This is a genomic window from Caldimicrobium thiodismutans (assembly GCF_001548275.1).
Lineage (GTDB): Bacteria > Desulfobacterota > Thermodesulfobacteria > Thermodesulfobacteriales > Thermodesulfobacteriaceae > Caldimicrobium > Caldimicrobium thiodismutans.
Map to the genome: position 1 here is coordinate 1,319,543 of NZ_AP014945.1, position 25,005 is coordinate 1,344,547.

The following is a 25,005-nucleotide window of genomic DNA, read 5'->3' on the forward strand; positions in this document are numbered from 1 at the left end:
GGATGAGTGCGAAAAAGAATCCTATGATTGTTGAAGGAGAAGTTGCCTTTTCACAAACTTGGATGTCAAGTTTATTTGAGTTTTTGTCAGGAACTAAAGCTTTTTACTACATTGTGGGTTTAAGTGCTTTGATTTTGATGATTGCTGCAATGTTTGGCGTAAATGCTATGTATACAGGATATAGACATGTTTATGGAGTAACAAGAGAAATTCCTTGGGGCATACTGATCTCTGGGTATGTATTTTTCGTGGTTACCTCAACAGGTTTATGTATTGTCTCCTCAATCGGCCATGTCTTTGGGGTAAAATCTTTTATGCCTATCGCTAAACGGTCTGTATTTCTATCTGTAGTTACTATTTTGGCTGGGTTTATGGTAATCTTTTTTGATGTTGAAAACCCCTTCAGAATGGCTATTTGGAATGTTTTTTCTCCTAATCCCACCTCAAATATATGGTGGATGGGAACCTTGTATGGAGCTTATTTGGTTTTTATGACTATAGAATTTATATTGCTTCTTCTCGAGCAACATAGATATGCTATGTTAGCAGGACTCCTTGGATTGATCTCAGGAATAGCAGCTCATAGTAATCTTGGAGCAGTTTTTGGTATGCTCCATGGAAGAGAATTTTGGTATGGTCCTTATATGCCTATTTATTTTATCGCCTCTGCTGCAGCTTCTGGGTGCACAGCCATAATTTTCTTTACCTATCTTGGTTATAAAATTACCGCTGAAAGAATGGACAGAGCTATGGAACTTTCTTTACAGGCTGTAGGTAAGATTTGGGCCCTTTTTCTGGCAGTGCTGATGTTTTTTACAACCTGGAAGATTATAACTGGTCTTGCGGCAGGAGAGGGAAAGGTTTTAGCTATCAAGGAGCTTACTACCGGTAAATATGCTCTTAATTTTTGGTTCTTTGAGGTGCTTCTCGGAATGGTTGGCCCATTCTTGTTACTTCTGATTTCAGGTTTTAGAAATATCAATCAGATGTTTGTAGCCTCTGTGCTTGCTTTTATCGGGATCTTTTTCATGCGGGTGGATCTCGTTGTTATTGGCCAGATTGTTTCACACTATTTTGAATTTAATATAACCGATTTTCCGGTAATTTTGTCTTATAAACCCAGTATATATGAGATTATGGTTATTGTTGGAGCTATTGCCTTTGCAATTATGGCCTTTCTGGTTGGGGAAAAGGTCTTTAAAGGGCATAAAACAGAAATTCATTAAAGGAGGGGGAAATTATGTTCAAAAACTTTAAAGATTGGTTGCTGGGATTAAAGAATGAAGGAACAGAAAATATTCCTGATGAGACCAGAAGGGATTTTTTAAAGATAGGTTTAATTATAACCGGAGTTTTTGCAGGAGGGAGCCTTTTTTCTGTAGTTTCAAGAGTAGCAGAGGGATTGGCAAGTCCTGAAGAATTGCATAAGAAGTATCCTTATAAACCTCACTATACTATGGTTTTCAAGATGGATAGATGTATTGACTGTGAGCTATGTATGGAGGCCTGTGTGAAAACCAATCATGTTCCTGATTATGGTTGGAGAACTATGATCTTAAGAAGACATGATGAAACTGCAGTGGATCAAAAAACACTTTTTATGCCCATTCTTTGCAATCATTGTAATAATCCGCCTTGTGTAAGGGCATGTCCAACCAAAGCAACCATTAAGGATAAACAGACGGGAATTGTTAAGATGATCTCCTATAAGTGTATTGGATGTAAAACCTGTATGGTGGCCTGTCCTTATAATGCAAGGTATTTTAATGAGGAAAAACATGCAGTGGATAAATGTGATTTTTGCTGGGAATCCAGGCTTTCTAAAGGCGAAAAATTAACCGCCTGTGCAGCTGCCTGTCCAGCCGGGGTTAGAAACTTTGGTGATCTATCCGATCCGGGAAGTGAGGTTTATCAACTTGTGCATCAGTTAGCCAAACCTGTTTGGGTTTTAAAGCCTGAGACAGGGGCTAAGCCTAATGTCTTTTATACCATTAGCTAAGGGAGGGAGAAAATGCGCAAAGTGAAAATATTCGTAGGAACACTCACACTTCTTTTAGGTGTGGTTAGTCTTGCCTATGTTTCGGAAAAAAAGGAAAATCCTTCAAAGGAGGCAGAACTCCTTAATCAGGGTGTAGTTTATATGGAAAGTGAAGAGGCAGGGGGTCCTGAAATAGTTTATGCCAAGCCTGTAAGGGGAGTCCTTTTCAGCCATAAATACCATGCAAAGGAACTGGGACTTTCCTGTGAGTCTTGCCATTCCGGTATCTTTGAAATGCAGGCCTTAAAATCTCAAGAAAATCCTGACTTTAATATGGAGGCTCTTTATAAAGGAAAATATTGTGGAGCCTGCCATAATGGTCAGTCTGCTTTTGCTTCAAATACCAAGTGTGCAAACTGTCATATCGGGGTAAAGGGAATGAAAGAATATATCAAAAAGCTTGCGGTGAGTGAAAAGAAAAAATAGGAATCTTAGGGGGCACAAGCCCCCTTTTTATTTAACCACCCTGGTGGCAGGTTTCACAGTTAAAATTAGCTGATTTTCCCTCTCCATGACACATGAAACAATACTGATCTTTTTTGTGAGTATCAAAGGTGATATTGCTTGTGCCAGCCTTCATCTTAAAAAGAGAGGGATGACAGGTATTACATTCAAACATCTGCACATGGAAGTTGTGGGAAAATTTGGCAGGATTTCCAGCCTTTGAAAGGATTATATCCCTCATCTGAATAGTTTCTTTGTTTTTTATATGGCAATTTGAACAAACTGTTTCTCCCTCACAGATATTGGCTGAAGCAAGATTTATAAATTCCCCTCCATGGGCTACCCTTCTATGACAGAAGACACAGTTGATGCCAGCTTTTATATGAGAGGCATGCTTTGGATCTATATCAGGATTTCGCCTCACAGGATCAGTCATGATATCTATCATGTTTTTAGAGGTTCTAAAAGCAGGATTTTTAACAGTATCAAGGGTTCTAAAGGTAATCCCTGCTAAAGTCATCATCCTGCTTGCGCGTATTTTCTGATTGTAATAATCGGTATGACAGAAAAGACAGGACTCCATAGAAACCACTTTTGAGGCATATACTGGATCATTAAAGGCTTTATGAAGAATCTCAAGCATGTGCTTTTGACCCTTGAAGGCAAAATTGAAGGTATCTTTTAAACCCTTCAATTTAGCCTGCATATAATTAAAAAATCCTGGTTCCCCGTGGCAGTCAAGACAGGCCACATTATTTTGGGAGTGAATGTTTTTACCCCAAGTATAGACCTCAGCTAAAGGTCCTGTGCCTTCCTTGGGGTGACACTTAGCGCAAAACTGTGGGTTACTGGTAAAGTGTAGAACTTCTACATTAATGTAAACAAAGGCGACCAGAAGACCAACCAGAATTAATAAAGTCAAAAGAGGCCTTCCTTGAATAAAGGCCTTGATTGAAGATACAATTCCTCCATTCCCCATAAGCCCCCTCCTAAAATAAATTTATAAATTAATTAGGGTTTTTATTTTAAGCCAAAAAGATAAATTGACAAGTATCCGAATTGCCTCATTAAAAATCTATTCGAAATTTTATCGTTGCCTCATATAAAAAATCTCAGCTCCTCTCTTGAACCTTCAAGAAAAAACTATCTATTTCGCTCCTCTTGAATTTAAGAGCTTAGTTATTTCGCAAAGCTTATTTCAAAGGAAAGAGTGGGTGGGAAGGTAAAATAAAATCCTTTAGAAAATTAAATGAGGCATTATAGCGTATAAGTCCATATCTTTTGAGACTCCATAGGATTTTTTCTACTACTTCTCCTATTACCTCTCACCTTTTACCACCCTCCATTTCTCTTTGTAAGGATGTGAATTTATGCACCCTTTTTATATTTGAGACAGGAGGTCATAGAGAAGACCTCCACCTATGGAGAGTATTAACCAGGAGAAAAGATAGTAAAGGACCACTTTTAGCGGTAAGAAGCGTAAGGAAGCTATTAAAGTAGGGACACAGATCCCACTCCCAGCCAGAACAAAGACCATGGCCTGCCCAGGGGTAAAACCAAGGTCAAGAAAGGCTTTTGCTAAAGGCACTTCCTCCCCTGAGCAAACATAAATAGGGATAGAAATGAGGGCTATCAAAAAATAAGAAAGGGAGCTTTTAGATAGAAAGGTCAATTTTTCAGGGGGTAAAAAGGTTACAAGTAGGGAGGCTATCAAGAGGCCAAGAAAAAGATATTTTCCTATCTCAAGCCCCTCTTCTTTGAAAGCAGACCACACCTTTTTAAGATTTTTTTTCTTTGGAAGGGGTTCACCTTCTGAATATTCAAGGGTCTTTTCTTTCTTTTTAAAAAGAAAAAGGGTCAAATAAGCAAGAATAATAGAGATAAGAAAGCTAAAAATGAGTCGAAAAAGGGCAAATTTAGGCCCAAGTAATCCTAAGGTCAAAAAAATAGTTACAGGGGAAATAACCGGACCAATCATGAGGAAGGCAAGGACTGGGGCAAAGTTAAAGGAAAAGTTGTGAATATAATAGGCTAAAGGAATCACAGAGCAAGAACAAACAGGCAAAAGGGCAGCCAGTGTCCCTGTTAAAAAGGGGGCAGATTTTTTAAGTCTTAGAACCCTGATAATAAGAGAGGTATCTAAATATACCTTTAAAAAACTTACTATAAAAAGGGCCAGAATAAAATAAGGTAAGATAGCTACACTATAATCCCAAAAATGCCATAGAAATTTAAAGAAGATTTCTTGCATTTATTTTAAAACCTCAAGTACCTTAGATAGGGAAAAAGGTTTGTAAAGGATAGCATCCAAATTGAGGCCCTCAGCCTCTTTTTTAAGTTCTTCTTCAGTAAAGCCAGTAATTATAATACTTTTTACTTTTCTAAGGTCAAAACCTATCTCCTGAAGTCGGCGTAAGAGGTAAATCCCACCTTTTCCCTTTGGAACGGTCAAATCAAGAATTAGATGGGTATAAGGATTTCCCTCTCGTTCAGCAGATAAAATCATCTCAAAGGCAGTCTCCCCTTCTTCTGCAGTCTCAATCTGAATGCCCTGCTCACTTAAAAATTCTTTTAGAACCTCTCGGATTTCAGCTTCATCGTCCATAACCAAGACCTTTAAAGTCCCCTTTGCTTTTTTAGAAGGCTCAACTTCAACACCCTTTAGGGATTTAACCGAGGGAAAGAAAAGTGTAACGCTTGTGCCTTCACCAGGATGGCTAAATATCTCAATTTTACCATTATACATATCCATAATTCTTTTGACCACATAGAGCCCAAGACCTGTCCCATGGGCCTTAGTGGTAAAACCTGGCTCAAAAATTTTATTTTTCACCTCTTCAGGTATACCTGGCCCTGTATCAGATACCTCAACCTTGATAAAATTATCCACCTTTTGCGCTTTTATTCTCAATTCTCCGGAGTTTTCCATAGCCTCTCTGGCATTAAGAATAAGGTTTTGGATAATAGAAAGAAGATGATTCTCCTGTAAATTAACAAAAAGATTTTCTTCAATATCCAGAGTTAAAGCCACAGATGAGCCTTTAAGATAAAAGGGAGCCCACTTCTTTAAGAATTCTCCTAAATTAATAAATTCTTCCCGTTTGAGTTCTCCTCTTGAAATAATAAAGAGCTCAGAGACAAGGTTTTTCATACGGTCAAAAGCCTCTTCTACTTTGGAAAGATAATTAAGTTCCTTTTCCCCATACTTTTTAAGTCTTTCTCCAAGGAGCTCAAGATAACCCTTTATAATCATGAGAAGATTATTTAGATCATGGGCAAGGCCTCCAGCTATCTTTTCAAGAACAATTTCTTTTTCCTCTCTGAAAAGTTTCTCCTCAATAAGTTTTCTTTCCGTTACATCTTGAATAATTCCTATGAAAAGCCTTTTACCTTCAAAAATAAACTCGTCAAAATATACCTCTGCAGGAAAGAGCTCTCCTGTCTTTCTGCGGGCTTGAAATTCAATTCTCCTTTTGGCAAGCTTAGACTTTTCTCCCATAGAAATTTTTTGAAAGACCTCTTTAGCTCGTTTTCTTAAATTAGGATCAGCTACAAGGAGTTGGTGTAGATTCACTCCTTTAAGCTCATCTATGGAATAACCAGTAATCTCTGAAAGTCTTGAATTTACAAAAATTACCTTATCTTCTGTATCTATGACAGAAACTCCGATAGGTAAAAATTCAAGCACTCTCTGAATGAAATTAAAGGCCTCTTCTTTTAATCTTAAGTATTCTGTAATATCTTCAAAGGCTGAGTAGATAAGTTTTTTTCCATTTTCTTCATAAAGCCTTGATGAGATAAGGGCTGTATATGACTCACCTGAGAGTCTTTTATATTTAAACTCAAGATGGTTAATCTTTTTTTCCTTGATAAGTTTTTCTATAAAGGCCTTTCTGTCCTCGGGATTAAGCCAGAAGTCTTGATCCCTGTAATTTTTTAAAAGGGCAGGATCAGAGACCCCAAAAAGCTCCCTTGCCCTGCGATTTACTCTAAGAATTTCTCCCTCTGGTGTTGAAACTACAAGCGCAATTCCTGACTCTTCAAAAAGCCTGATCTGCTCAGTAATATCAGCGTAAAAAGTGATTTTGTAAATCTTTTCGGAATTTATCTTAAAGATTTTGAAATGCCTTATAAAATACTTGTCTAAGAGCGGGGAATAAACCTCCTTTTCTTCTTCAACTTTTCCCTCAATAAGGAGTGGACACTTTGAACAGGGTTTATCATTTCCAAAGATTAATTCATAACATTTGGGATGCTCAGTATTACAGAGTCTTTTGAGGTTTTCGTTCATGTAAAGGATGTTAAACTTCTCATCATTTACAAAGAATAAACCAGGATAGGTATCAACAACTGCTTCTAAAAGCCTTCTAAGTTCCGCTTTTTGGGTTTCATCTTCAATGAAATGAAGATATCCAATGGGTATATCTTCCTCATAGAGGGGAAAAAGGGTAACCCTGAGGTATTTTTTAAGCCTTGGCTCATAAAAGTCTTTAAAAAAAATGCCCTTAGATTTGGTTTTTTTATCTTCTGGGCAGATTTTACAAGTAGGGCAGAAGGCTGTATTAGTTTCACAGCCTGAAAGGAGACAGGGCTCTCCTTCCTTAAGAGGACAAAAATTGGGAAGCTCCTTTAGCCCATGCACCACTTCATAACAGTATTTTCCCTCAAGGTCTTCTCTTTTTTTATTTAGAAGCCTTAAAAAAGGCTCATTGACCTTAAGAATCTTATTATCAATACTTAAGAAAAAGGCCGGGAATCTTGATTCCTCAAGAACCCTTTCTACATTAAGATTTAATTTCATCCTCTTTGCAGCAATCCTTTATGCCAAGTTTTCTGTAAAGGCTCATAACAGGGCACCAATTGGTAAAAGCTGATTGAATATGATTTAGACTCATAAAAAGCAGGAAGGCCTTCCAGAACCAGTGAACATTTGAGCCCCATATGCCAAAAATAAAGAGAATTAACATGGCAATACCAGCAGTAAGCCTTAAGGCTCTATCCATGGTCATGGCACAACCCCCCTTTAATATTCTTCTTCTGTCCAGAATTCTTTTCTAAAACGCATGACCTTATTTCTGCCTGCTTCTTTGGCCTTATAAAGGGCAATATCTGCAAACTTAATTGCCTCCCAGATGGCAGATGTATCTTGGGGGAATTCTGAAACCCCAATAGATATAGTTCTTCTGATTATGCCCTTGGGTGTTTTAAACTCATATAACTCAATAGCCTTTCTCAATTTTTCCGCTACCTTTTCCGCCTCTCCCTCTTTGATATCCAAAAGTAACACCAGAAATTCCTCTCCTCCAAATCTTACCACAAGATCTGATTTTCGCACATTTCCTGCAAGTAACTGAGAAGTTTCTTTTAAGACAAGATCTCCCACATCATGTCCGTATTTATCATTAATGGATTTAAAATAGTCAAGATCACACATTAAGACCCCAAGACCTGTCCCCCTTCTTAAGATCTGAGCAACTAAATTGTCAATTATGCCCTCCAAGAATCTTCGGTTGTAAAGATTGGTAAGGGGATCTCTATAGGTCTGTTCTTTTAGGGCCTCAGCAAAGCGTTTGGATTCTATGACCGGAGCAGTTTCATCTATATACCTGTGCACCAAATGAAGTTTTTCTCTAAACTTTTTAGCAGTCAAAGAAACTTCAGTTGCAGGAAGATGAATTTCCACCACCCCAAGAACTTTGTTCCCTGATAATATGGGGATACAATAATGATTGGTTACATCTAAATATTCATAAAGTTTACATACATGAGGCGCATCAAGAGAGGTAACCACTTTTCCTGTTCTTTTAGCTCTGCATCTATCGGCATTAAATAGTTTTTCGGCATTAATCTCAAGCTCCTCATCAGATACATAAACGGGTTTCATGGTATTTTGAGAATTAGATACCTCGTAGATGACAAAGCTTGAAAAGGTAAGATTCTTGAGGTGTTCTCCCAGCCTTTCATAGACATCTTCTACATTTTCATCATTTTCTATGAGGTGTCTAAAGGTTTGTAAGTGTGAAAAATTTTTTACCAAGATATTTACCTTCTCAGCAAGATCACCAATTTCATCCTTGATTTTAAATTTGAAAAAACCTTCTGCATTGAGACATTCAGGATTATAAATAAGCGTATCTAAAATATTTTTTATTCTATCTAAGGGCCTTTTGATCATGTACCAAAAGGCAATAGCTCCCCAGATAAGAAAGATAAAAATTAGAATTGTAAGAAAAAAAATAGCCCTTTTAAAATAAAAGGATTCATAGCTTGAAATACCAGCTTGGCTTAAAAGATTCAGGGTCTCTGAATAAAAATAAAAAGTCAAGGTAAAATTGGTTATAACGCAAACTGCTATTATAAAGCCTACTTTCCAAAAGAGGCTCCGGTTTAATAAGAACTCAAAAAAGTTCTTTAATTTTGATCCCATAAGGCCTTCCCCTTTGTAATTTTTACAAAAAAAATTATAATCTGCATTTTCATAAAGTAAAGAAAAAAAAATAGATAAATTTAAGATTTAATCTCTTGAGAAGATTTTTTTCTTGCAAAGGAATATATAATGGGCATATACATAGGTTAAATCAAAGAATTTATACAGGGGAGGCTTTACATTTAATGATAAAGGGAAACTCAAATTTATTTGCTTCCCTCCCCTCCTTTTAATTGTCAATTTTTCCCGGGAATAATTCCCTTTTTCTCTAAAAAGTCTCTCTCAGGCAATTTCTTATATTTCCGTATCTTTCTGTAAAGCTTCTTTCCTATCTACCCAGTTTTTCCTTTAATACGAGCTTTGCCAGGGGACTTAAAGTCTACCTCTCGTAAATTTAAGAGGAGCAAAATAACCTCTCTCTGCATAAGTTCAGATCCTTACAAGAAAAAGGAAGGGTGATAAAAGAGGAATTAGCTATCTTTACGAGGGAAGCTTTACAAGTCTGAAAGTAACACAGGCAATCTTGCCTGTGGAGGTAAATTACACTCCAATGTATGAAAGAAACACAGACAAGAATGTCTGTACTACAACAGACCCACAAAAAAATTCAAGGGGTATAAAATTTTAAACCCCTACTTAAGGAAAGATTTTGCAGATTTTTTATCCTTTCTTTCCGAAAGGGAATGGGTATGTGGAGAGATTTAATTTGTGTTCCGTCCTATGAAAAAAAATTTTTTTGAGTCTCAAAAGCTTTGGACTTATACAAACCTCTTGACTCTAAGAGAAATATTTGAAATAATAATTATATAAAAATCAGGAAAGGAGGGAGGCCATGGCTATTTATGTAATTTTGAGTAAGTTAACGGATGATGGAAGGAAGACTATTAAGGAAAAGCCCCATCGTATTTTTGAAGTTAATAAGGAGCTTGAAGCTATGGGTATAAAGGTACTTCAACAATATGCGGTTCTTGGTCCTTATGATTTTGTTAACATTGTTGAGGCTCCTGATAATGAAACGATTATGAAGATGTCTATTGAACTTGGAGCCAGGGGGACAGTTGAACTCATGAGCCTTCCTGCCCAGAGAGTGGATGACTTTTTAAAGATTATCAGTAAATAGAATTAAAGAGCAGGCCTCTCCTAACAGAGAGGTTTTGCTCTATGTATTTACTAATCTCTACAGATTTCAATATTCCCCTTGGTTTTAAAAAGGATAGCCTTTAAGTGTCGTTCTTCTCGGGGTATCATTAAAGAGACCGCTGTTCCCTTTCTGCCAGCCCTTCCTGTGCGACCTATACGATGAATGTAAGAGTCTGAATCCTTAGGAAGGCCATAATTTATGACCAGTTCAACATCCTTAATGTCAAGGCCACGGGAGGCAACATCTGTAGCCACCAGGATGTTAAATCTGCTTTCCCTAAAGCCCTTTAAAACATTCTCTCTTTTTCTTTGAGAGTAATCTCCATGAAGGGCTGATACTCCAAAGCCAAGTTCTCTTAACTCCGAAGCAAGCTCCTCTGCTTCTTTTTTAGTATGAGTGAAAATAATGGTCTTAGTATCCTCTGCCACTCTTAAGAGATTGACTAATTTTTCAAATCTTCCCCTTTCACTGGTCTTATAAACCTTCTGGGTAATAGTGTTTAAAGTAGGTTCTTCGGGTTTGATTCTCACCTTAGTGTAATCAGGCTTTAAAAATCTTTCTGCCATGCTCAAGATTTCTCTGGGTAAAGTGGCTGAAAAAAGAAGGGTTTGCCTGTTCTCGGGAGTTGCCTGAATGATCTCTTCTATGTCTTCAATAAACCCCATTTCAAGCATCCTGTCTGCCTCATCTAAAACCAGATATTTAATCCTTTCAAGTTTTAGATGTCCCCTCTGCAGAAGATCCTTAAGTCTTCCTGGTGTTCCTACAAGGATATGGCAAAGGCCTTTTTTCAGGAAAGATACCTGTTTATCAATAGGTTTACCTCCATAAATACTCAGGACAAAAAGCCTTTTGAATTTCCCAAGAGCCTTTAATTCCTCTGTAACCTGCAGGGCAAGCTCTCTGGTAGGAACAATAATGAGAGCCTGGGGTTTCCTGATTTCTGCAGATACGCCCTCTGTAATGGGGATTCCGAAGGCTGAAGTCTTCCCAGTGCCAGTCTGGGCCTGAGCCACAAGGTCCTTTCCCGAGAGAAGTAATGGAATTGCCACTCTTTGAATTTCTGTAGGCTCTGAATACCTTAACAAATTAATCCCCTGCAAAACCTCTTTTGATACACCAAAATCCTTAAATTGTAACATCACTCTTCCTCCTATTTTTTATTTTGAGGAGGGATTCTCAAGGAAGATAAAAGCTGAAAGAAACTCTGATCTTTTTGAGGATCACTCCTCTTATTGAGTTTTAATAAAATAATCTCTTTTTAAAATTTTAAAAGGGGGTATATGGGTCCATATCTTTTGAGACTCAAGAAGATTCTTTTTACTATTTCTGTTGTTGGAAAAGGCACCTGTATTTTGTAGGGGCAAACCTTTGTGTTTGCCCTCTTTTGGCTCTCCTCCTTCACCTTTCACCTTTTACCACTCTTCCTTTTTCTTGTAAAAATCTGAACTTATGCAGGGGGCTATAAAATAAAACTTTCTTCTCTTTCCTTTACTTCTTTGCGAGGAAGTTTCGTGATATCCTCTTTAATGGCATAAAAGACCTTAAATTTCTTCTTAAGCTGATTGAGAAGCTCCTCAGATTTTTCCTTGGGTAATTCCTCTAAGCGAATAAAGACCATTCTTTTGTGTTCGGACTGAAGTTTTTTCTGGTCATCTTCAAGAGGGAAGGCCATTTCCTCTTTCCAAGTAAGAAGGCTATATAAAGACACCTTGAAGTCTTTAATAATGGTGAAAAGTTCAAGGAGCTCGTGGGGATGATTGATAATAAGACTTATCTGATAGGGGCTATAATATATTCCTGTTATGTTAACAAAGAGTTTAAAGATGTCTGTTTGGGTGATAATACCAACCACATAGCCTTCTCTATTAATAACCGGAAGGCCAGAGATTTTATTTTCAAGCATAAGAACGGCTGCATACTCAACGGTGTCATCAGGATAAACTGTCAGAGGGTCCTTAGTCATGATGTCTTTTAGCTTAAGCTCTGAGAGAAGATAATAGAGTTCGTGAACTTCAAAGGTAGTGATTTTAGAGGGGGTTACTTCTTTAATATCCCGGTCAGTTATAATTCCTGAAAGTTTGCCATCACGGGTAACAGGGATTCTTCTGATTTTGTGCTCTTTTAAAACCTGGACTGCTTTCATGATGGAGGTATTTTCATCAAGGGTTATTACATGCTCTGACATCCAGTCTTTAACTAACATCTGAACCTCCTTTGGAAAAGCTTATTTTAACTTAATCCGCCGTAACTATGTAAACCGGATAAAAGAAAGTTTACACCAAAGTAAGTGAAAAGGACTGCTATAAAACCAAGAATACTAAGCCAGGCAATCTTTTTGCCCTGCCAGCCTCTAATTAAACGGGCATGAATAGCCCCGGCATAAATAAACCAGGTAATGAGGGACCAAGTTTCCTTGGGATCCCAGCTCCAGTAATTTCCCCAGGCCTGATCAGCCCAGATAGCTCCTGTAATAATACCAAGGGTTAGCCAGAAGAAACCAAAAAGGATGGTCTTATACATAAAATTATCCAGAACTGCCTTTTCAGGTAAGTGTTTCTGAAAGGTGTTGGAGCCACTAAGAAGATAAAAGATACCAACAACAAAGGCAATTCCAAAGGCAGCATACCCGAGAAAACAGGTAATCACATGAGCAATCAGCCAGTTGCTTTTAAGAGCAGGTATAAGAGGTTTTATAGATGAGTCTGTAACAAAGCTTGCAAAGGCCATAATAAGAGCAGCTAAGATGAAGACAAGACTTCCAAAGACCTTTTTAGAAAGTTTAAGCTCCCAGAAAAGATAAATACCAGCTACAGAGAGACCAAAAAAGACTAAGGATTCGTATAAATTAGAAAGAGGCACATAACCAAAACCTGTTTGATGGGTTTGAATCCACCTGAAGACAAAGGCATAAAGATTGGCCACAAAACCAGCCCAACCTATTATAGAACCCAAAAAGGCCCCCTTTTCCCAGTTAAAAATCCAGTGTATCAGATATATTATGCCAGCTAAGAGATAGATGAAAGTCACAATGCTAAAGACTAAGGCATTGTCTGGAACAAGAGTCCTTTCATTAAAGGCAAGAAATCCATAAAGCAAAAGGGCAAGGATTATTCCAAGGCTTGGAATTTTAAGGGACATAAAAGACCCCCTTTTTCTAATTTGATCAAATACAATATAAAACTAATTTTTAAAAATAGCAACTCCTGTTTGCATCCATATCTTCTGAGACCTAATGAGGATTTTTTCCACCCTCTTTTTTTTCTTATAAAAACTTATAAAATTATGAACCTATGCCCCCACACTCTTAAAAGGATGAGTTTAATTCTATCAAGGGTTTTAATTTCAGGCAAATTTCTTCCCATTCCTTTTCGCCCCGTTCAACAGCATCCATAAATTCTTCTAACTCCCGAGTGAAATCTTCAGAAATGTATTCCAGAAATCTTTTAGCTAAATAGGAGTAAACTTTTTTTCCCAGCGGGGTTGGCACAAGGCCTCCATTTTTGAGCTCGTATATATAGTAGCGTTGTAAAAGAGTAGATACAATTTCCGCGTATGTTGAGGGTCTTCCAAGGCCTCTTTTTTTCATTTCTTGAATTAGGCTTCCCTGATTGAAAAGAAAGACCTTGGGGACAGATCTAAGTTCTGGGTTCTCCGGGAGGCTTTCATCTTGAGGATTGAAGAGCTGGGGTTTCATCCAAAGAAGGTCAAATCCGCTTTCAAGAATTTGAAGACCTAAAGCCTCTTCCCAGCTAAAGCTTGGCACAGAAAATCTAAAGATTCCCTTTTGCAGTCGGAGAGGTTTACACTGGGAGGCCATAAATCTCCGAAAGATGAGGTCATAGAGCCGAAAAGAGTCCTTAGGTTTTTGAAAAGTAAGTAACCCATGGGCTACTCTTAACTTTAATTCTTTCACATCCCAGGGATAAGTTGGCCGAATGGCTTCATGCGCCCCTGTTGTTGACCACTCCCGGGGATAAAAAAAGCCTTCTCCCAGATTTTGCTCTATATAAGGTTTAGCTACCTGATAGCGCCCTGTCTCTGAAACTCGCGTTGAGTCAGTGCGATGATAAGTTATAAGCCCGAGTTCAAAGAGTTCTTGAAGAAGGTTCATACACTGGGGGGATGAAAAGCGAAAATAATAATAAGCCTCTTCAAGGATAGTGTCTGTAGTGTAAGGGGGTGGAGGATTAATAACTTCTTCTATACGAGAGATCTCTTCTTTTTTAAGAGAGGGCAGTTCCCTTAAGACCCTTTCTGCAAGCTCCTTATCTTCAAAGTCAAGGGCAAAGGAAAGCCCGCTAAGAGTAAAGGTCAAACGATACTTATGGGCTTTAGCCTCTTCAGCCCGTTTAATTACCCACCCAAGCACAGGGGTCTGCACCCTTCCAGCAGATAGATTTCTCTTCTTAAAGGCAGACCAGAGTTCTCGAGAAAGTGAAAAGCCTACCCATCTATCTGCAATTCTTCTGGCAAGTTGAGCCTTCACTCTGGAAAGATTAAAGGAACCTGCTTCACTCAGGGCTTTTTTAAAAGCCCGGGGGGTAACTTCGTGAAACTCAATCCTCTTTATTTTTTTCTGAAAGGGTCTTAGATTTATATACAGGTCATAGGCAATCTTTTCTCCCTCTGAATCTGGATCTGAGGCAATAAAGGTTTCAGTGGCACAATAGGCTAAAGTGCGTAAATGTTTTATAATCTCCCCTTTATCATAAAGTTCATCCTCTTCTTCAGTTTCTTCATCCACAATCTCATTTCCTGATTTTTTCCCAAGCTTTATAGTATCAAATAGGGGATAATAGTGTCCCTTTTGAGGGAGGACTCCAAAGATCCCCTCTTTGCGTGAAAGATTAAAGAGATGCCCTAAGGAGGCACAGACGGAAAGGAGGGTGCCTTCCATGGGAATTTCATAGACCCAGAGATTTTTAAGTCTCCTTCGGGCAGGTTTTCCAAAGAAACTGGCTATAGTTTTAGCCTTGTGAGGAGATTCTACAATAATGAGATAGTTCTTAAAATCAAGCTGACTCTCTTGAAGAGAGCTTCGCTCTTTAAGTATCCTTTGATTGATCTCTAAAACCCCATCAAGGGTAACCTTTTGAAAAGCTGGTTCCTCTCCAAGATAGAAACGAAGTCTCTTTTTAAGGCTTAAGAAGGCCTTGGGGTGATCAACAAGCATTAAGGAAATCCCGGGGAGAAGTCCTCTGGCGGTAAGTCTTGAGACCCTTCCTGAACCCTGTAAATAGACCTGAGCATTACCTACAACTACATAATACTTACCATCTTCCTTAACATCTAAAAAGACCTCATCTGACCTTTTAAGCCTTTCCATGAAGTCCTCATTGAGGAGTCGTTCTTGAATAAAATCCTTAATTTCGCTCACCCTTTTAACAAGCCCCTCATATTGGAGCAGGCTTTCTTCCTTAAGGGTTAAATATCTTTTGAGATAGTTAATGTAAGAGAGGGCTTTGAATCTCTCCTCTTCTTCGAAAAGGGGCAGTAAGTTCAAAAGTAAGTTGTGGAGAAATTGGGTGGAAAGAGGTAGTTCTAAGGTTTCACCCTTTTTACCCAGAGGAAAAAAATGCTTAGGGACTCCTAAAAAAAGGACATAATGGAGGGCAAAGGGCAAATCAAGACCTCTTAAAAGGGGATTGCCAAGATGGGCAAGGCCAACAGCAAGATCAATCTCCTTTTCTTTTAGAAGTTCCAAAAGATCTGCTTCCTTTTCTTCCAGATAAGAGACAACCTTTAGACCTTTCTCTTTGAGATACTGAGTTGCCTTTTCGACCCCTTCTCTGCCTGCGTTTTCTTCTACAAAAAGAAGCCCCCCTGAGCCTATTTTTTGGATTATAGTATAGGCCCTTTCTAAAAGGGTCTCAAGGTTAGACTCTTCTGCCTCTAAATAGAGGTCTTCAACTCTCCTTAAGGTAGAGACAAAACGGGTAACTTCAAAACCAAGAAGGTTTTGGAAAAGAATTGTCCTGCTGGTTCTGGGTTTTAAAGTTGCAGAGGATACAATTAATCTCTTTAATTTTTTAGAGTGTTTTTCTTTAATTTTCCATAGCTTTGCATAGTCCTCCTCTTCTTTTTCCCTTTTTAGAGCCAGCTCAATTTCTCTCTGAGAAAAACCAAGCATGTGAAAGAGGTGATCCACATTTTTCCCACTTTTTAAAAAGGAATCCACATCATCAACAAAAATAAGAGAAAAATCTGCCATTTTGAGAAGTTCATAGTTTTTATGGAAAAAGGCCTGGGTGCAAATAAAAATGTCAAAGCTCTTTTCTTCAAGGAGTCTTTTTTCCTGATTTGAACCAGTATAGGAAAGGATCCGGCGAGTTTTTATCTCTTCAAAAGAGGTCTTTTCCTGTAAATCCTGAAGTCTTTCATAAAGATGATTAACAAGGACTTTGGTTGGGACAAGGATTAAGGATTTTTCTCTATGCAAGAGACAGGCTAAAAGTCCAAAGGTGGTTTTACCTGTTCCAGTAGGAGCAACAATGGCAAAGGATTCACCAAGGAAAAACCTTTTGGCCCAGCTTAGTTGAAGAGAGGAGGGGGCTATTCCAAAAATCTCCTGAAAGACTCGGTGAAATTGATAAACCTCCTTTTCAACTCTTCCAAAGAGTTTTAAATCTCTAAGCTTTTTATTTTTTTCTAAGGCCTGGATTGCTTCTTCAAGGGTAAGATCCCCTTTTAAAAAGGTCTTTTCAGATAGACATTTTTCGCAAGGGAGCCCCAGAGAAAGCCTTTCATCAGAGATACGCCCCCCACAATTAGGACACCCATGAGCTATATAAAAAAGCATCTCCCCTCCTATTTTGATGTTGCCCCTTTATCTTAGAGGATTTTTTCTTTTTTCCAAGGGGATTAACTCCTTATTTTTACAGGGAAATCTATAAGTTCATATCCTTACAAGAAACCTCCCATTCCCTATGACCTTTTTGCCAAGGCCTTCCTCAAAGACCCTGAAAACTTAAAAGGCTTCCTCTTAACCTTCCTCCCTGATCACATTAAAACTCATCTTGACCTTGACTCCCTTAAAATCATCCCTGAAGAACAAGTTTCTCTTTCAAGAAAAAAGCGAGAAATCCCGGACCTTGTTGCTGAGGTTAATCTTCTTAGTGAAGGGAAACCTTCAACCAAAGCCCATCTCTATATCCTTATTGAGCACAAAAGTGCACCTGATAAAAGGATTTATCTTCAGATTTTAAATTACATAACCGCATTAAATGAGAGGTCTCTCAAGGAGGGGAAGGGGTATGTGCCTGTTTTACCTCTTGTGTTTTATGAAGGGGATAAGCCCTGGGTGTATCCTGAAAGGATAGAGGAGATATTTTCAGTGCCAGAGGGGTTAAAGGGAGAACTTTTTAAGGTTCATGTGGTAGATTTAAAGAGGGTAGAGGATGAGAAGATACTGGAGGTATTTGATATTTTAGCAGGGCTTGGGTGTTATCTTTATTTAATGAAGGTGGAAGCAGGTAATTTTGAAGAGATGATAGATATGGTGGTAAGAGCGGTAAATAGGTTAATTGCGATAGGGGAGAAGGGGAGGTGGGAGATAGGGTTTTTAATTACGATATCTGAAATAAAGTTTAGGGTTGACGGGGAGGTAATCTGGTTTAATATATTAGATAGGTGTGGAGAAGAGGGGGTAAAGATGGAGTTAAAGAGCTTTTGGGATAGAGTGGGAGAGAAGTTTTATAAGCAGGGAATTGAGCAGGGGAAATATCAGGGGTTAATTGAGGAGGCAAGGGAGCTTGTGCTTGAGGCCATAGAGGTGAAGCTTGGGTATGTGCCTGAGGAAGTGAGGGAGAGGGTGGTAAGGGAAGAGGATAGAGGAGTTCTTAAAGCGTGGCATAGAGAAATAATTCTTGCCAAGGGTTCCGAAGATATCTTTAAACTCTTTGAAAATTGATAATTTTATAAATTTTTTTAACCTATCTAACTTTATCTGCAAAAATCGGTGGCACTGATCTACCAAAAGAGATAGATTTGAGTTTCAAAAGATATGGACGCATACAGGCTATTGACAAAATATAAAAGGGGGGTTATTTTTTATATAATCTTTTGGGGCCGTAGCTCAGAGGGAGAGCGCGTGAATGGCATTCACGAGGTCGAGGGTTCAAGTCCCTCCGGCTCCACCATTTAAGGAACTAATATATGTCTCAGGATAAAGTAATCCCCATAGAAAAAAAGTTTTCTTCAAACCCTCAGGCTAATCTATCCCCTTTAGAAGAAACGGTCCTTCGCACAACCAAGGAAATTGTCATTAAATTTATTGAAATGGGAAGATGCTCTCCAGCAACCTTTGAAGAGGTTTTTACCCTCGTCCATTCAGTTATTAAGAAAACAGTCCTTAAGTAATGAAAATTTTAGCTATTCATGGAAGTCCAAGACTTGGTGGAAATACAGATCATCTTTTAACCTTTTTACTGGAAGGCGTTAAGGCCTCGCAGGGAGAATTTGAAAGAATAAATCTTTATGAGCTTAAATTTTCACCCTGTATAGAGTGTGGTGAGTGTGATCATTTAGGTGAATGTATTTTGCAAGATGATATGCAGTTTCTTTATCAAAAGTACCTGGAAGCAGATTTGCTTGTTGTAGCAACTCCTATCTTTTTTTATTCTCACACCTCTATGGTTCAGGCCTTTTTTGAGAGATTTCAGGCCTTTTGGGCCAGGAAATACAGATTGGGCCTTCCTCATCCTCAGGGAAAGAATCCCCGTGGAATACTCCTTTCTCTTGGTGCTACAAAGGGGAAAAAGATCTTTGAAGGCGTTATCCGCACCTTTAAATATGTGATGGATGCAGGCTGGGGCGCCTATGTGGGAGGGCTTTTTTTTAGAGAGATAGATAAAAAGGGCGAGATCCTTAAATATCCAGAGATCCTTGATAAGGCAAGAGAGCTTGGAAAAGAGTTAATTCTCTTACCTGAAGATAAATGGTCTCTTGATAGGAACCCTACACCCTAAATTTTTCTATACTTTCTGAAAAGCTCAGTATAACCCCTTGCTCTATCTTCAATATCTCTGGCAAGCCAGATATCACTTATTACAGCTAAAAGATCAGCTCCAAGTTTTATCAGCTCTTCGGCTTGCTCAAGGGTTATTCCTCCAATGGCACACACCGGAATTTTAAGCTCTTTTTTGGCCTGAAGAAGGATTTCCTTTGAAACAAGCGCTGATGCTGGCTTAGTGGGAGAGGGGAAAAAACTTCCAAAGGCTACATAACTTGCTCCAAGGGCTTCAGCTCTTTTAGCTCTCTCCAGATCACCGTAACAGGAGACCCCTATAATTTTATCAGGAAGAGCTACCTTAACTCTTTCAAGGGCTTCATCTTCTATACCTAAGTGAACCCCATCAGCTTCTACCCCTTTAGCAAGTTTAACTCTATCATTGACTATAAAAAGGGCTTGGTATTGATGACAGAGTTTCTTTAATTGAAGAGCAACCTCCAAGAGCTCCTCATCAGTATGAGTTTTATCTCTAAGCTGAACTACCTTTGCTCCACCTTTCAATGCAGACTCAACACACTTAAAAATTTTTTCTCCCTCATAGGGGGTGAGTTTTTCATCAGTAATTACATAAAGGCCAAATAGTTTTGTTTTTTCCCTTTCCATGGGACTAATCTTAAACCTTATTCCCAAAAAAGAAAAGAGCTTTTTTCTAAAGTTATTCTTTATGGACAAACCGCTGCATAAGTTCAGATCATTACAAGAAAAAAGGAAGGGTAGTAAAAGGGGAATTAGATATCTATACAAGGGAGGCTTTACAAGTCTGAAAGTAACACAGGCAATCTTGCCTGTAAAAGTTAATTACACTCCAATGTATGAAAGTAACACAGACAAGAATGTCTGTGCTACAAGAGACCCACAAAAAAATTCAAGGGGTTTAAAATTTTAAACCCCAACTATTTAAGTCTCAAAAGACCTGAACGCATACAAACCCTTGGAATTTTTGAGAGAAGGATTAATAATTATTAAAAAAATTTAATGGAGGACATGGGATGCCTATTTCTACTGTTGAGGCAGCTCTGGAGGATTTAAAAGCAGGAAAAATGATAATTGTGGTAGATGATGAGGATCGGGAAAATGAAGGAGACCTTGTCTTACCAGCGGAGAAGGTAACTCCAGAAGCCATTAACTTTATGGCTATGTATGGAAGAGGACTTATTTGTCTTGCCATTGCACCAGAGATTGCTGAACGCCTTCAGCTCCAGCTTCAACCCAGAAGAGGGATAGACCCCTATGGAACAGCCTTTACTGTCTCTATTGATGCCCGGGAGGGTATTACTACTGGTATTTCTGCCTTTGATAGGGCCCATACCATTAAACTTGTCATAGATGAAAGAAGCAAACCCGAAGATTTTGTAACTCCAGGTCATATCTTTCCTATTATTGCCAGAAAAGGAGGGGTTTTGGTTAGGGCCGGGCATACTGAGGCAGCGGTAGATCTTGCCAGAATTTGTGGAATGAAACCAGCAGGGGTTATCTGTGAAATCATGAAGGATGACGGAACTATGGCCAGACTTCCAGATCTTGAAAAATTTGCCGAGACCTGGGGGCTTAAAATCACAACCATTAGGGATCTTATTGCCTACCGGTTGAGAAAGGAGACCATGGTTAAGCGAGAGGTTGAAACTATTCTACCTACACCCTATGGCACTTTCAAACTTATTGCCTATAGCAATCTTGTAGATTCCGCAACCCATGTGGCTTTGGTTCTGGGGGAAATCACAGATGAGCCTGTGTTAGTAAGGGTTCATTCTGAGTGCCTCACAGGGGATGTCTTTGGTTCCCTCAGATGTGATTGTGGCCCACAATTAAAAAAAGCTATGGAGTATATTGCCAAAGAGGGAAGAGGAGTTCTGCTCTATCTGAGGCAGGAAGGCCGTGGAATTGGACTTTTGAATAAACTTAAGGCCTATAATCTTCAAGATCAGGGCTTAGATACAGTTGAGGCCAATCTTGCCCTTGGTTTTAAACCAGATCTCAGAGACTATGGGATTGGAGCTCAGATCCTAAGAGATCTGGGTGTTAAGAAAATTAGACTCATGACCAACAATCCCCGTAAGATTGTTGGCCTTGAGGGATATGGAATGCAGGTAGTTGAAAGAGTTCCCATTGAGGTTACCCCGGTTAGAGAAAACTGGAATTATTTGCGCACAAAGAAGGAAAAGCTGGGACACCTCCTTTCCTGTTTAAGGTAATCCCTTTTTATGCCACACTCCTTTAAGAGCCTTCTTAAGGAAAGAGATTTTCTCTTTACCTTTGAACTTGTGCCAGGCAGAAGTGTTCGCACAAGACATTATCAAGAAATCTTAAGATTTCTTGAGGAGAGCACGAATCTTAAGATCTTTCAGGCCTTTTCAATTACCGATAATGCAGGAGGGCATCCAGCCTTATCTCCTATCCCTTTAGGAAGGACAATTAAAGAATTTGGCCTTGAACCTATCATTCATTTTTCTTGCAAGGATAAGAACCGAAATCAGCTTGAAAGTGAGCTTTTGGCCTTGGATAGGGAAGGTCTCCACAACCTGCTTGTCCTCACTGGTGATTATCCCTTTTACGGATACTTAGGCCGAGCTAAACCGGTTTTTGATCTGGACTCTGTTTTACTCTTAAAGATGATAACTGATATGGAGAGTGGGATAGAGCTTCCCAGAGGGGCTCCAGGGGGAGGGGTCAGACTCCCTGGTATCCCCTTTTTTAAAGGGGCAGTTGTTAATCCCTTTAAGCTAACTCTCTCAGAACTCTGGTGGCAATATCTAAAACTTTATAAAAAACTTCAGGCTGGAGCTTATTTCATTATAACTCAGGTAGGCTTTTATCCAAGAAAATGGTTAGAATTGAAAAATCTCCTTGAACTTGGTATTACAAAAATCTTTTCCCAATTTCTTAAGGACCAGAGCCTTCATGAGCCTGAAAAGGATAAAACCTTTGAAAGGGTGCCTCTTATTGGAAGTGTTCTCTATCTTACTCCTCAGCTTTTAAGGGCCTTAAAAAAGGGGAGAATTCCAGGTATTTTTGTGACTGAGGATCTTTTGAGGAGATTGGAGAAAGCCTCTTCCTTTGAGGAAGGGGCTCTGGAGATCTCTGCTGAGCTTACAGCTATACTTAAGGGCCTTGGCTATAAAGGGGTTCATCTCTGTGGTTTCCCCCTGGACTATAAGCTCATAGAGGCCTTTCTTGAAAAGGTCTCTAAGTATGAGACTAAGTGGGAGGGCTCTTTTGAAGAGCTGGGAAATACCGCCCTTATTGAACTTCCTCAAGGGGTCTATCAAAGGGAGATACCCTGTTTACTGAAAAATGGCTTTGATTTAAGATTTGAAGGTAAAAAGAGCCTTTTTTACCTTTTTAATGAGGCTATGCATCGCCTTTTTTTTAACAGAGGAAACTTTCTTTATCCCTATCTCCAAAAAGTAGCTCAATTCTTAGACAGATATCCCCGCTTAAAGGGCTATTTTACCTCCCTTGAATATTTCATTAAGAAACTTCTTTTTAATTGTCAGGAGTGTGGAGATTGCACCCTTTGGGAGTTCAATTATGCTTGTCCCCAGAGTGGATGTGCTAAGTATCTTTTAAATGGTCCTTGTGGAGGGAGTTTAGCTGGTTTTTGTGAGGTCTATCCCTTTGTCAAAAAATGTCACTTTGTAAGGGCAATGGAAAGAGCTCCCTCCCAAAGGGAACTTAAAAAATTTATAAAATCTTATCTTCCCCCAAGGGACTGGGCCCTTTATAAAAGTTCCTCCTGGCTTAATTTTTTTCTTAGAAGGGATCACACTAAGGATGAAACAATTTGATTTAAAGATTGAGAAAATGGTCTTTGGTGGAGAGGGGCTGGGTAGATCCTCCTCAGGTAAAGTTGTCTTTGTGCCTTATACCCTTCCGGGGGAACTTGTAAGGGTTGGTATTTATGAGGAATACAGGGACTACGCAAGGGGAATGGTGCTTGAGGTCCTTGAGGCCTCCCCTCATAGGATAAATCCTCCTTGTAGGTATTACGGACTATGCGGAGGCTGTCAATTTCAACATGCAACCTACGAGGAGGAGTTAAGAATCAAGGAAAGAGTCCTGAAAGACCTCTTTTTTCGTCAAGGCTATAAGAGGGAGATCCCCTTAAGGGGTATTATACCATCTGAGAAAATCTATCATTATAGAAATAGGTTGAGACTCCATGTAGAGAATCATATTCTTAAGATGGGTTTTGTAAAAAAGGGCACTCACGAGGTCTTAAAGATTGAAGAGTGCCTTCTTGGAGAGGATATCCTGAATGAGCTTCTAAAAGAGCTATATGCAGAGTCCCCCTGGATAAATATGGCTTTTTACATTAAGAGAATAAAGCTTGAGAGTTCTCCCTTAGATGGAAAGGCAACCCTTCTTTTCTGGACCTCCCTCTCACCCCGTAGAGAGGAGTTAGAGCAACTTTGTAAATTAAAAACCCTTAAAAGCATCTTTTATCTTATGAAAGGTGCTCGGCCTGTTGGCCCATTTCCTGAAGATGCTCCTTTTGCAGGAAGAAGACTTTTTGCCTCTCTTTCAGGCCTTATCTATTATATTCAGCCCGGGGTATTTACTCAGACCAACTGGGAAATAAATCTAAAGATTATGCAAAAGATTGGTGAGCTTACTCAAGGGACTGAACGAATCCTTGACCTTCACTCTGGTATGGGAAATTTTCTCATACCCCTGGTTAAGGGAAACCCATCAGCTAAGGCATTCTTAGGAGTTGATACAGATATTAGAGCCATTGAAGATGGACTTTTTACTGCGGAGAAAAACAATTTAGATGGAAGGCTTGAATTGAGAAGGATGAGTGCTATGGAAGCCCTTTATGAAGCAGTTCAATCCGGGGAGAAATATGACCTTGTGCTCCTTGACCCGCCCCGAGGAGGCTGTAAAGAACTTTTGAGACTCCTTCCTGATGTGGCTGAGGACAAAATCCTTTATCTCTCCTGTGACGCCCCCACCCTTGTTAGGGATATAATCCTTCTTGAAAAGGCTGGTTTTACTCTTTCTGAGATCTATCTTTTTGACATGTTTCCAAGGACTTATCATTTTGAGGTTCTTGCCCTTCTTCAAAAGATAAATTAAGAGGTTTGCCAAGGGCCCAGAGGAATTGCCTGCAGAATCCCATAATTATTTTAACTTCCCTGGATGTAAGTTCCCTTGAGGTTAGAAATCTTCTAATGTTTGTAAGCCAGAGAATAGGATTTTGATGGGGCATATAGTCAATGACTTTTAAGGTAGCCTCAATGAGCTTAAACATGGTATTTATTTCTTTCTGGGTGGCAAGTTCAGGTTTTTTAAGTTTCAATCCAGAGGTAGCATCTTGAAAGATCTCATATAGAATTATAACTACCGCTTGGGAGACATTTAGAGAGGCCTTTTCTGTAGTGGGTATGGTGATAACCTTGTCACAATAAAAGAGGTCTTCGTTACTAAGGCCTAAGCGCTCGTTTCCAAAAAGAATGGCTATGCGATTATTTAAGGAAAGCTCGCAAAGCTCCTTAGAAATCTCCTTTGGTGTATGATAAACCAATCTTCTTTTTCCAAGTCTGGCAGTGGTTCCTACAACTACATTGAAGTCTTTAAGGGCAGAGGGAAGATCCTTAAAGATCCGCATTTTATCAAGAATGTGCTTACCTGTATTGGTAGCCATAGCATACATAGGAAGAGGGGTTAAGTCTTCAGGATTTACAAGGAGGAGCTCTTCAATTCCAAAGTTTGCACAGGCTCTGGCTACAGAGCCTATGTTTTCAGGATAAAGGGGGTTAACTAAAATAACGGAAATATTTGTAAGATTTGCCCTTTTAGGCTTAGCAACCGGTCTTACTTGCATAATTAGGTTTCACGAATTTTATTCCCCTTTTTGTAGAAGTTAAAACTTAATTAATCATCTGGATAAAGTCAAGTCTGGGGGTCTTTTCCCAAATTTGCCGATAGAAATTTTAAAATTT

General features: G+C 39.0%; 22 protein-coding genes and 1 tRNA gene. 12 read left to right on the forward strand and 11 right to left on the reverse strand.

Features of this window, described 5'->3' with window-relative positions:
* The first annotated feature begins 2 nt into the window (after window positions 1-2).
* The 3 genes from nrfD to THC_RS06600 are packed head-to-tail and all read left to right on the forward strand — an operon-like array spanning window position 3 to window position 2,464.
* On the forward strand, window positions 3-1,226 hold the full coding sequence (nrfD, locus tag THC_RS06590) for an NrfD/PsrC family molybdoenzyme membrane anchor subunit (protein ID WP_231938337.1): 1,224 nt from the start codon (window positions 3-5) through the stop codon (window positions 1,224-1,226).
* A gap of 14 nt (window positions 1,227-1,240) precedes the next feature.
* A complete protein-coding gene (locus THC_RS06595) occupies window positions 1,241-1,999 on the forward strand; it encodes a 4Fe-4S dicluster domain-containing protein (RefSeq protein ID WP_068515088.1) in 759 nt (252 codons plus the stop codon).
* A 12-nt stretch (window positions 2,000-2,011) separates the two neighbouring features.
* Entirely contained in the window at window positions 2,012-2,464 is a 453-nt protein-coding gene (locus tag THC_RS06600; RefSeq protein WP_068515091.1) for a cytochrome c3 family protein, read from the forward strand.
* 31 nt (window positions 2,465-2,495) lie between these two features.
* On the opposite strand, the gene THC_RS06605 is transcribed toward THC_RS06600, so the two are convergent.
* The 5 genes from THC_RS06605 to THC_RS06625 all read right to left on the reverse strand — a co-directional run bounded on the left by THC_RS06605 (window position 2,496) and on the right by THC_RS06625 (window position 8,909).
* Complete coding sequence (locus THC_RS06605; RefSeq protein ID WP_068515094.1) at window positions 2,496-3,461, reverse strand: cytochrome c3 family protein; 966 nt, start codon at window positions 3,459-3,461, stop codon at window positions 2,496-2,498.
* Window positions 3,462-3,863: 402 nt separating this feature from the next.
* Complete coding sequence (locus THC_RS06610; RefSeq protein WP_068515097.1) at window positions 3,864-4,733, reverse strand: permease; 870 nt, start codon at window positions 4,731-4,733, stop codon at window positions 3,864-3,866.
* Window positions 4,734-7,283, reverse strand: coding sequence for a PAS domain S-box protein (locus THC_RS06615; protein WP_068515100.1), 2,550 nt, complete (start codon window positions 7,281-7,283; stop codon window positions 4,734-4,736). It lies immediately after the preceding gene.
* Window positions 7,267-7,485: a YgaP family membrane protein gene (locus THC_RS06620; protein ID WP_197650950.1), complete on the reverse strand. Its 219-nt coding sequence runs from the start codon at window positions 7,483-7,485 to the stop codon at window positions 7,267-7,269. The genes THC_RS06615 and THC_RS06620 overlap by 17 nt, the downstream gene beginning before the upstream one ends.
* A 20-nt stretch (window positions 7,486-7,505) precedes the next feature.
* A complete protein-coding gene (locus tag THC_RS06625; protein WP_068515106.1) occupies window positions 7,506-8,909 on the reverse strand; it encodes a sensor domain-containing diguanylate cyclase in 1,404 nt (467 codons plus the stop codon).
* Between the two features lie 832 nt (window positions 8,910-9,741).
* Here THC_RS06625 and THC_RS06630 point away from each other — a divergent pair.
* A complete protein-coding gene (locus THC_RS06630) occupies window positions 9,742-10,029 on the forward strand; it encodes a GYD domain-containing protein (RefSeq protein ID WP_068515109.1) in 288 nt (95 codons plus the stop codon).
* 50 nt (window positions 10,030-10,079) lie between these two features.
* On the opposite strand, the gene THC_RS06635 is transcribed toward THC_RS06630, so the two are convergent.
* From THC_RS06635 to rgy, 4 genes are all read right to left on the reverse strand, one after another.
* Window positions 10,080-11,192: a DEAD/DEAH box helicase gene (locus THC_RS06635; protein WP_068515111.1), complete on the reverse strand. Its 1,113-nt coding sequence runs from the start codon at window positions 11,190-11,192 to the stop codon at window positions 10,080-10,082.
* Window positions 11,193-11,512: 320 nt separating this feature from the next.
* Window positions 11,513-12,256 carry a CBS domain-containing protein gene (locus tag THC_RS06645; protein WP_068515121.1) on the reverse strand — a complete coding sequence of 248 codons (744 nt, stop codon included), beginning with the start codon at window positions 12,254-12,256 and terminating at the stop codon, window positions 11,513-11,515.
* A 26-nt stretch (window positions 12,257-12,282) separates the two neighbouring features.
* A complete protein-coding gene (ccsB, locus tag THC_RS06650; protein ID WP_082706355.1) occupies window positions 12,283-13,191 on the reverse strand; it encodes a c-type cytochrome biogenesis protein CcsB in 909 nt (302 codons plus the stop codon).
* A 166-nt stretch (window positions 13,192-13,357) separates the two neighbouring features.
* A complete protein-coding gene (rgy, locus tag THC_RS06655; protein WP_068515122.1) occupies window positions 13,358-16,852 on the reverse strand; it encodes a reverse gyrase in 3,495 nt (1,164 codons plus the stop codon).
* Between the two features lie 120 nt (window positions 16,853-16,972).
* On the opposite strand from rgy, the gene THC_RS09210 reads away from it, so the two are divergent.
* The 4 genes from THC_RS09210 to THC_RS06675 all read left to right on the forward strand — a co-directional run bounded on the left by THC_RS09210 (window position 16,973) and on the right by THC_RS06675 (window position 19,019).
* The gene (locus tag THC_RS09210; protein WP_231938387.1) at window positions 16,973-17,962 is read left to right on the forward strand and encodes an Rpn family recombination-promoting nuclease/putative transposase; all 990 of its coding nucleotides are present in this window, start codon (window positions 16,973-16,975) and stop codon (window positions 17,960-17,962) included.
* Window positions 17,963-18,116: 154 nt separating this feature from the next.
* Window positions 18,117-18,191 (forward strand) — tRNA-Ala (locus THC_RS06665).
* Window positions 18,192-18,207: 16 nt separating this feature from the next.
* On the forward strand, window positions 18,208-18,411 hold the full coding sequence (locus THC_RS06670) for a hypothetical protein (protein ID WP_068515134.1): 204 nt from the start codon (window positions 18,208-18,210) through the stop codon (window positions 18,409-18,411).
* Window positions 18,411-19,019, forward strand: coding sequence for a flavodoxin family protein (locus tag THC_RS06675; RefSeq protein ID WP_068515136.1), 609 nt, complete (start codon window positions 18,411-18,413; stop codon window positions 19,017-19,019). The genes THC_RS06670 and THC_RS06675 overlap by 1 nt, the downstream gene beginning before the upstream one ends.
* On the opposite strand, the gene thiE is transcribed toward THC_RS06675, so the two are convergent.
* Complete coding sequence (thiE, locus tag THC_RS06680) at window positions 19,016-19,666, reverse strand: thiamine phosphate synthase (protein WP_068515138.1); 651 nt, start codon at window positions 19,664-19,666, stop codon at window positions 19,016-19,018. The genes THC_RS06675 and thiE overlap by 4 nt on opposite strands.
* A gap of 61 nt (window positions 19,667-19,727) precedes the next feature.
* On the opposite strand from thiE, the gene THC_RS06685 reads away from it, so the two are divergent.
* The 4 genes from THC_RS06685 to rlmD all read left to right on the forward strand — a co-directional run bounded on the left by THC_RS06685 (window position 19,728) and on the right by rlmD (window position 24,139).
* Entirely contained in the window at window positions 19,728-19,949 is a 222-nt protein-coding gene (locus THC_RS06685) for a hypothetical protein (RefSeq protein WP_167344332.1), read from the forward strand.
* Window positions 19,950-20,052: 103 nt separating this feature from the next.
* Window positions 20,053-21,255 (forward strand): bifunctional 3,4-dihydroxy-2-butanone-4-phosphate synthase/GTP cyclohydrolase II, encoded by a 1,203-nt coding sequence (locus THC_RS06690; protein WP_068515147.1) that lies wholly within the window; start codon window positions 20,053-20,055, stop codon window positions 21,253-21,255.
* Between the two features lie 9 nt (window positions 21,256-21,264).
* Window positions 21,265-22,848 (forward strand): methylenetetrahydrofolate reductase C-terminal domain-containing protein, encoded by a 1,584-nt coding sequence (locus THC_RS06695; protein WP_068515150.1) that lies wholly within the window; start codon window positions 21,265-21,267, stop codon window positions 22,846-22,848.
* A complete protein-coding gene (gene rlmD / locus THC_RS06700; RefSeq protein ID WP_068515152.1) occupies window positions 22,835-24,139 on the forward strand; it encodes a 23S rRNA (uracil(1939)-C(5))-methyltransferase RlmD in 1,305 nt (434 codons plus the stop codon). Before THC_RS06695 ends, rlmD begins: the two co-directional genes overlap by 14 nt.
* On the opposite strand, the gene THC_RS06705 is transcribed toward rlmD, so the two are convergent.
* Window positions 24,054-24,887: an RNA methyltransferase gene (locus THC_RS06705; protein WP_068515155.1), complete on the reverse strand. Its 834-nt coding sequence runs from the start codon at window positions 24,885-24,887 to the stop codon at window positions 24,054-24,056. The genes rlmD and THC_RS06705 overlap by 86 nt on opposite strands.
* Between the last annotated feature and the right edge of the window lie 118 nt (window positions 24,888-25,005).

Excerpts from the sequence above, each read along its gene's own strand:
- rgy (WP_068515122.1), bottom strand. The coding sequence starts at position 16,852 with ATGCTTTTTTATATAGCTCATGGGTGTCCTAATTGTGGGGGGCGTATC.
- ccsB (WP_082706355.1), bottom strand. The coding sequence starts at position 13,191 with ATGTCCCTTAAAATTCCAAGCCTTGGAATAATCCTTGCCCTTTTGCTT.
- THC_RS06615 (WP_068515100.1), bottom strand. The coding sequence starts at position 7,283 with ATGAAATTAAATCTTAATGTAGAAAGGGTTCTTGAGGAATCAAGATTC.
- THC_RS06595 (WP_068515088.1), top strand. The coding sequence starts at position 1,241 with ATGTTCAAAAACTTTAAAGATTGGTTGCTGGGATTAAAGAATGAAGGA.
- THC_RS06645 (WP_068515121.1), bottom strand. The coding sequence starts at position 12,256 with ATGTTAGTTAAAGACTGGATGTCAGAGCATGTAATAACCCTTGATGAA.
- THC_RS06635 (WP_068515111.1), bottom strand. The coding sequence starts at position 11,192 with ATGTTACAATTTAAGGATTTTGGTGTATCAAAAGAGGTTTTGCAGGGG.
- THC_RS06600 (WP_068515091.1), top strand. The coding sequence starts at position 2,012 with ATGCGCAAAGTGAAAATATTCGTAGGAACACTCACACTTCTTTTAGGT.
- rlmD (WP_068515152.1), top strand. The coding sequence starts at position 22,835 with ATGAAACAATTTGATTTAAAGATTGAGAAAATGGTCTTTGGTGGAGAG.
- THC_RS06670 (WP_068515134.1), top strand. The coding sequence starts at position 18,208 with ATGTCTCAGGATAAAGTAATCCCCATAGAAAAAAAGTTTTCTTCAAAC.
- nrfD (WP_231938337.1), top strand. The coding sequence starts at position 3 with ATGAGTGCGAAAAAGAATCCTATGATTGTTGAAGGAGAAGTTGCCTTT.
- THC_RS06685 (WP_167344332.1), top strand. The coding sequence starts at position 19,728 with ATGGACAAACCGCTGCATAAGTTCAGATCATTACAAGAAAAAAGGAAG.
- THC_RS06695 (WP_068515150.1), top strand. The coding sequence starts at position 21,265 with ATGCCACACTCCTTTAAGAGCCTTCTTAAGGAAAGAGATTTTCTCTTT.
- THC_RS06675 (WP_068515136.1), top strand. The coding sequence starts at position 18,411 with ATGAAAATTTTAGCTATTCATGGAAGTCCAAGACTTGGTGGAAATACA.
- THC_RS06630 (WP_068515109.1), top strand. The coding sequence starts at position 9,742 with ATGGCTATTTATGTAATTTTGAGTAAGTTAACGGATGATGGAAGGAAG.
- THC_RS06705 (WP_068515155.1), bottom strand. The coding sequence starts at position 24,887 with ATGCAAGTAAGACCGGTTGCTAAGCCTAAAAGGGCAAATCTTACAAAT.
- THC_RS06610 (WP_068515097.1), bottom strand. The coding sequence starts at position 4,733 with ATGCAAGAAATCTTCTTTAAATTTCTATGGCATTTTTGGGATTATAGT.
- thiE (WP_068515138.1), bottom strand. The coding sequence starts at position 19,666 with ATGGAAAGGGAAAAAACAAAACTATTTGGCCTTTATGTAATTACTGAT.
- THC_RS06690 (WP_068515147.1), top strand. The coding sequence starts at position 20,053 with ATGCCTATTTCTACTGTTGAGGCAGCTCTGGAGGATTTAAAAGCAGGA.
- THC_RS06625 (WP_068515106.1), bottom strand. The coding sequence starts at position 8,909 with ATGGGATCAAAATTAAAGAACTTTTTTGAGTTCTTATTAAACCGGAGC.
- THC_RS06605 (WP_068515094.1), bottom strand. The coding sequence starts at position 3,461 with ATGGGGAATGGAGGAATTGTATCTTCAATCAAGGCCTTTATTCAAGGA.
- THC_RS06620 (WP_197650950.1), bottom strand. The coding sequence starts at position 7,485 with ATGGATAGAGCCTTAAGGCTTACTGCTGGTATTGCCATGTTAATTCTC.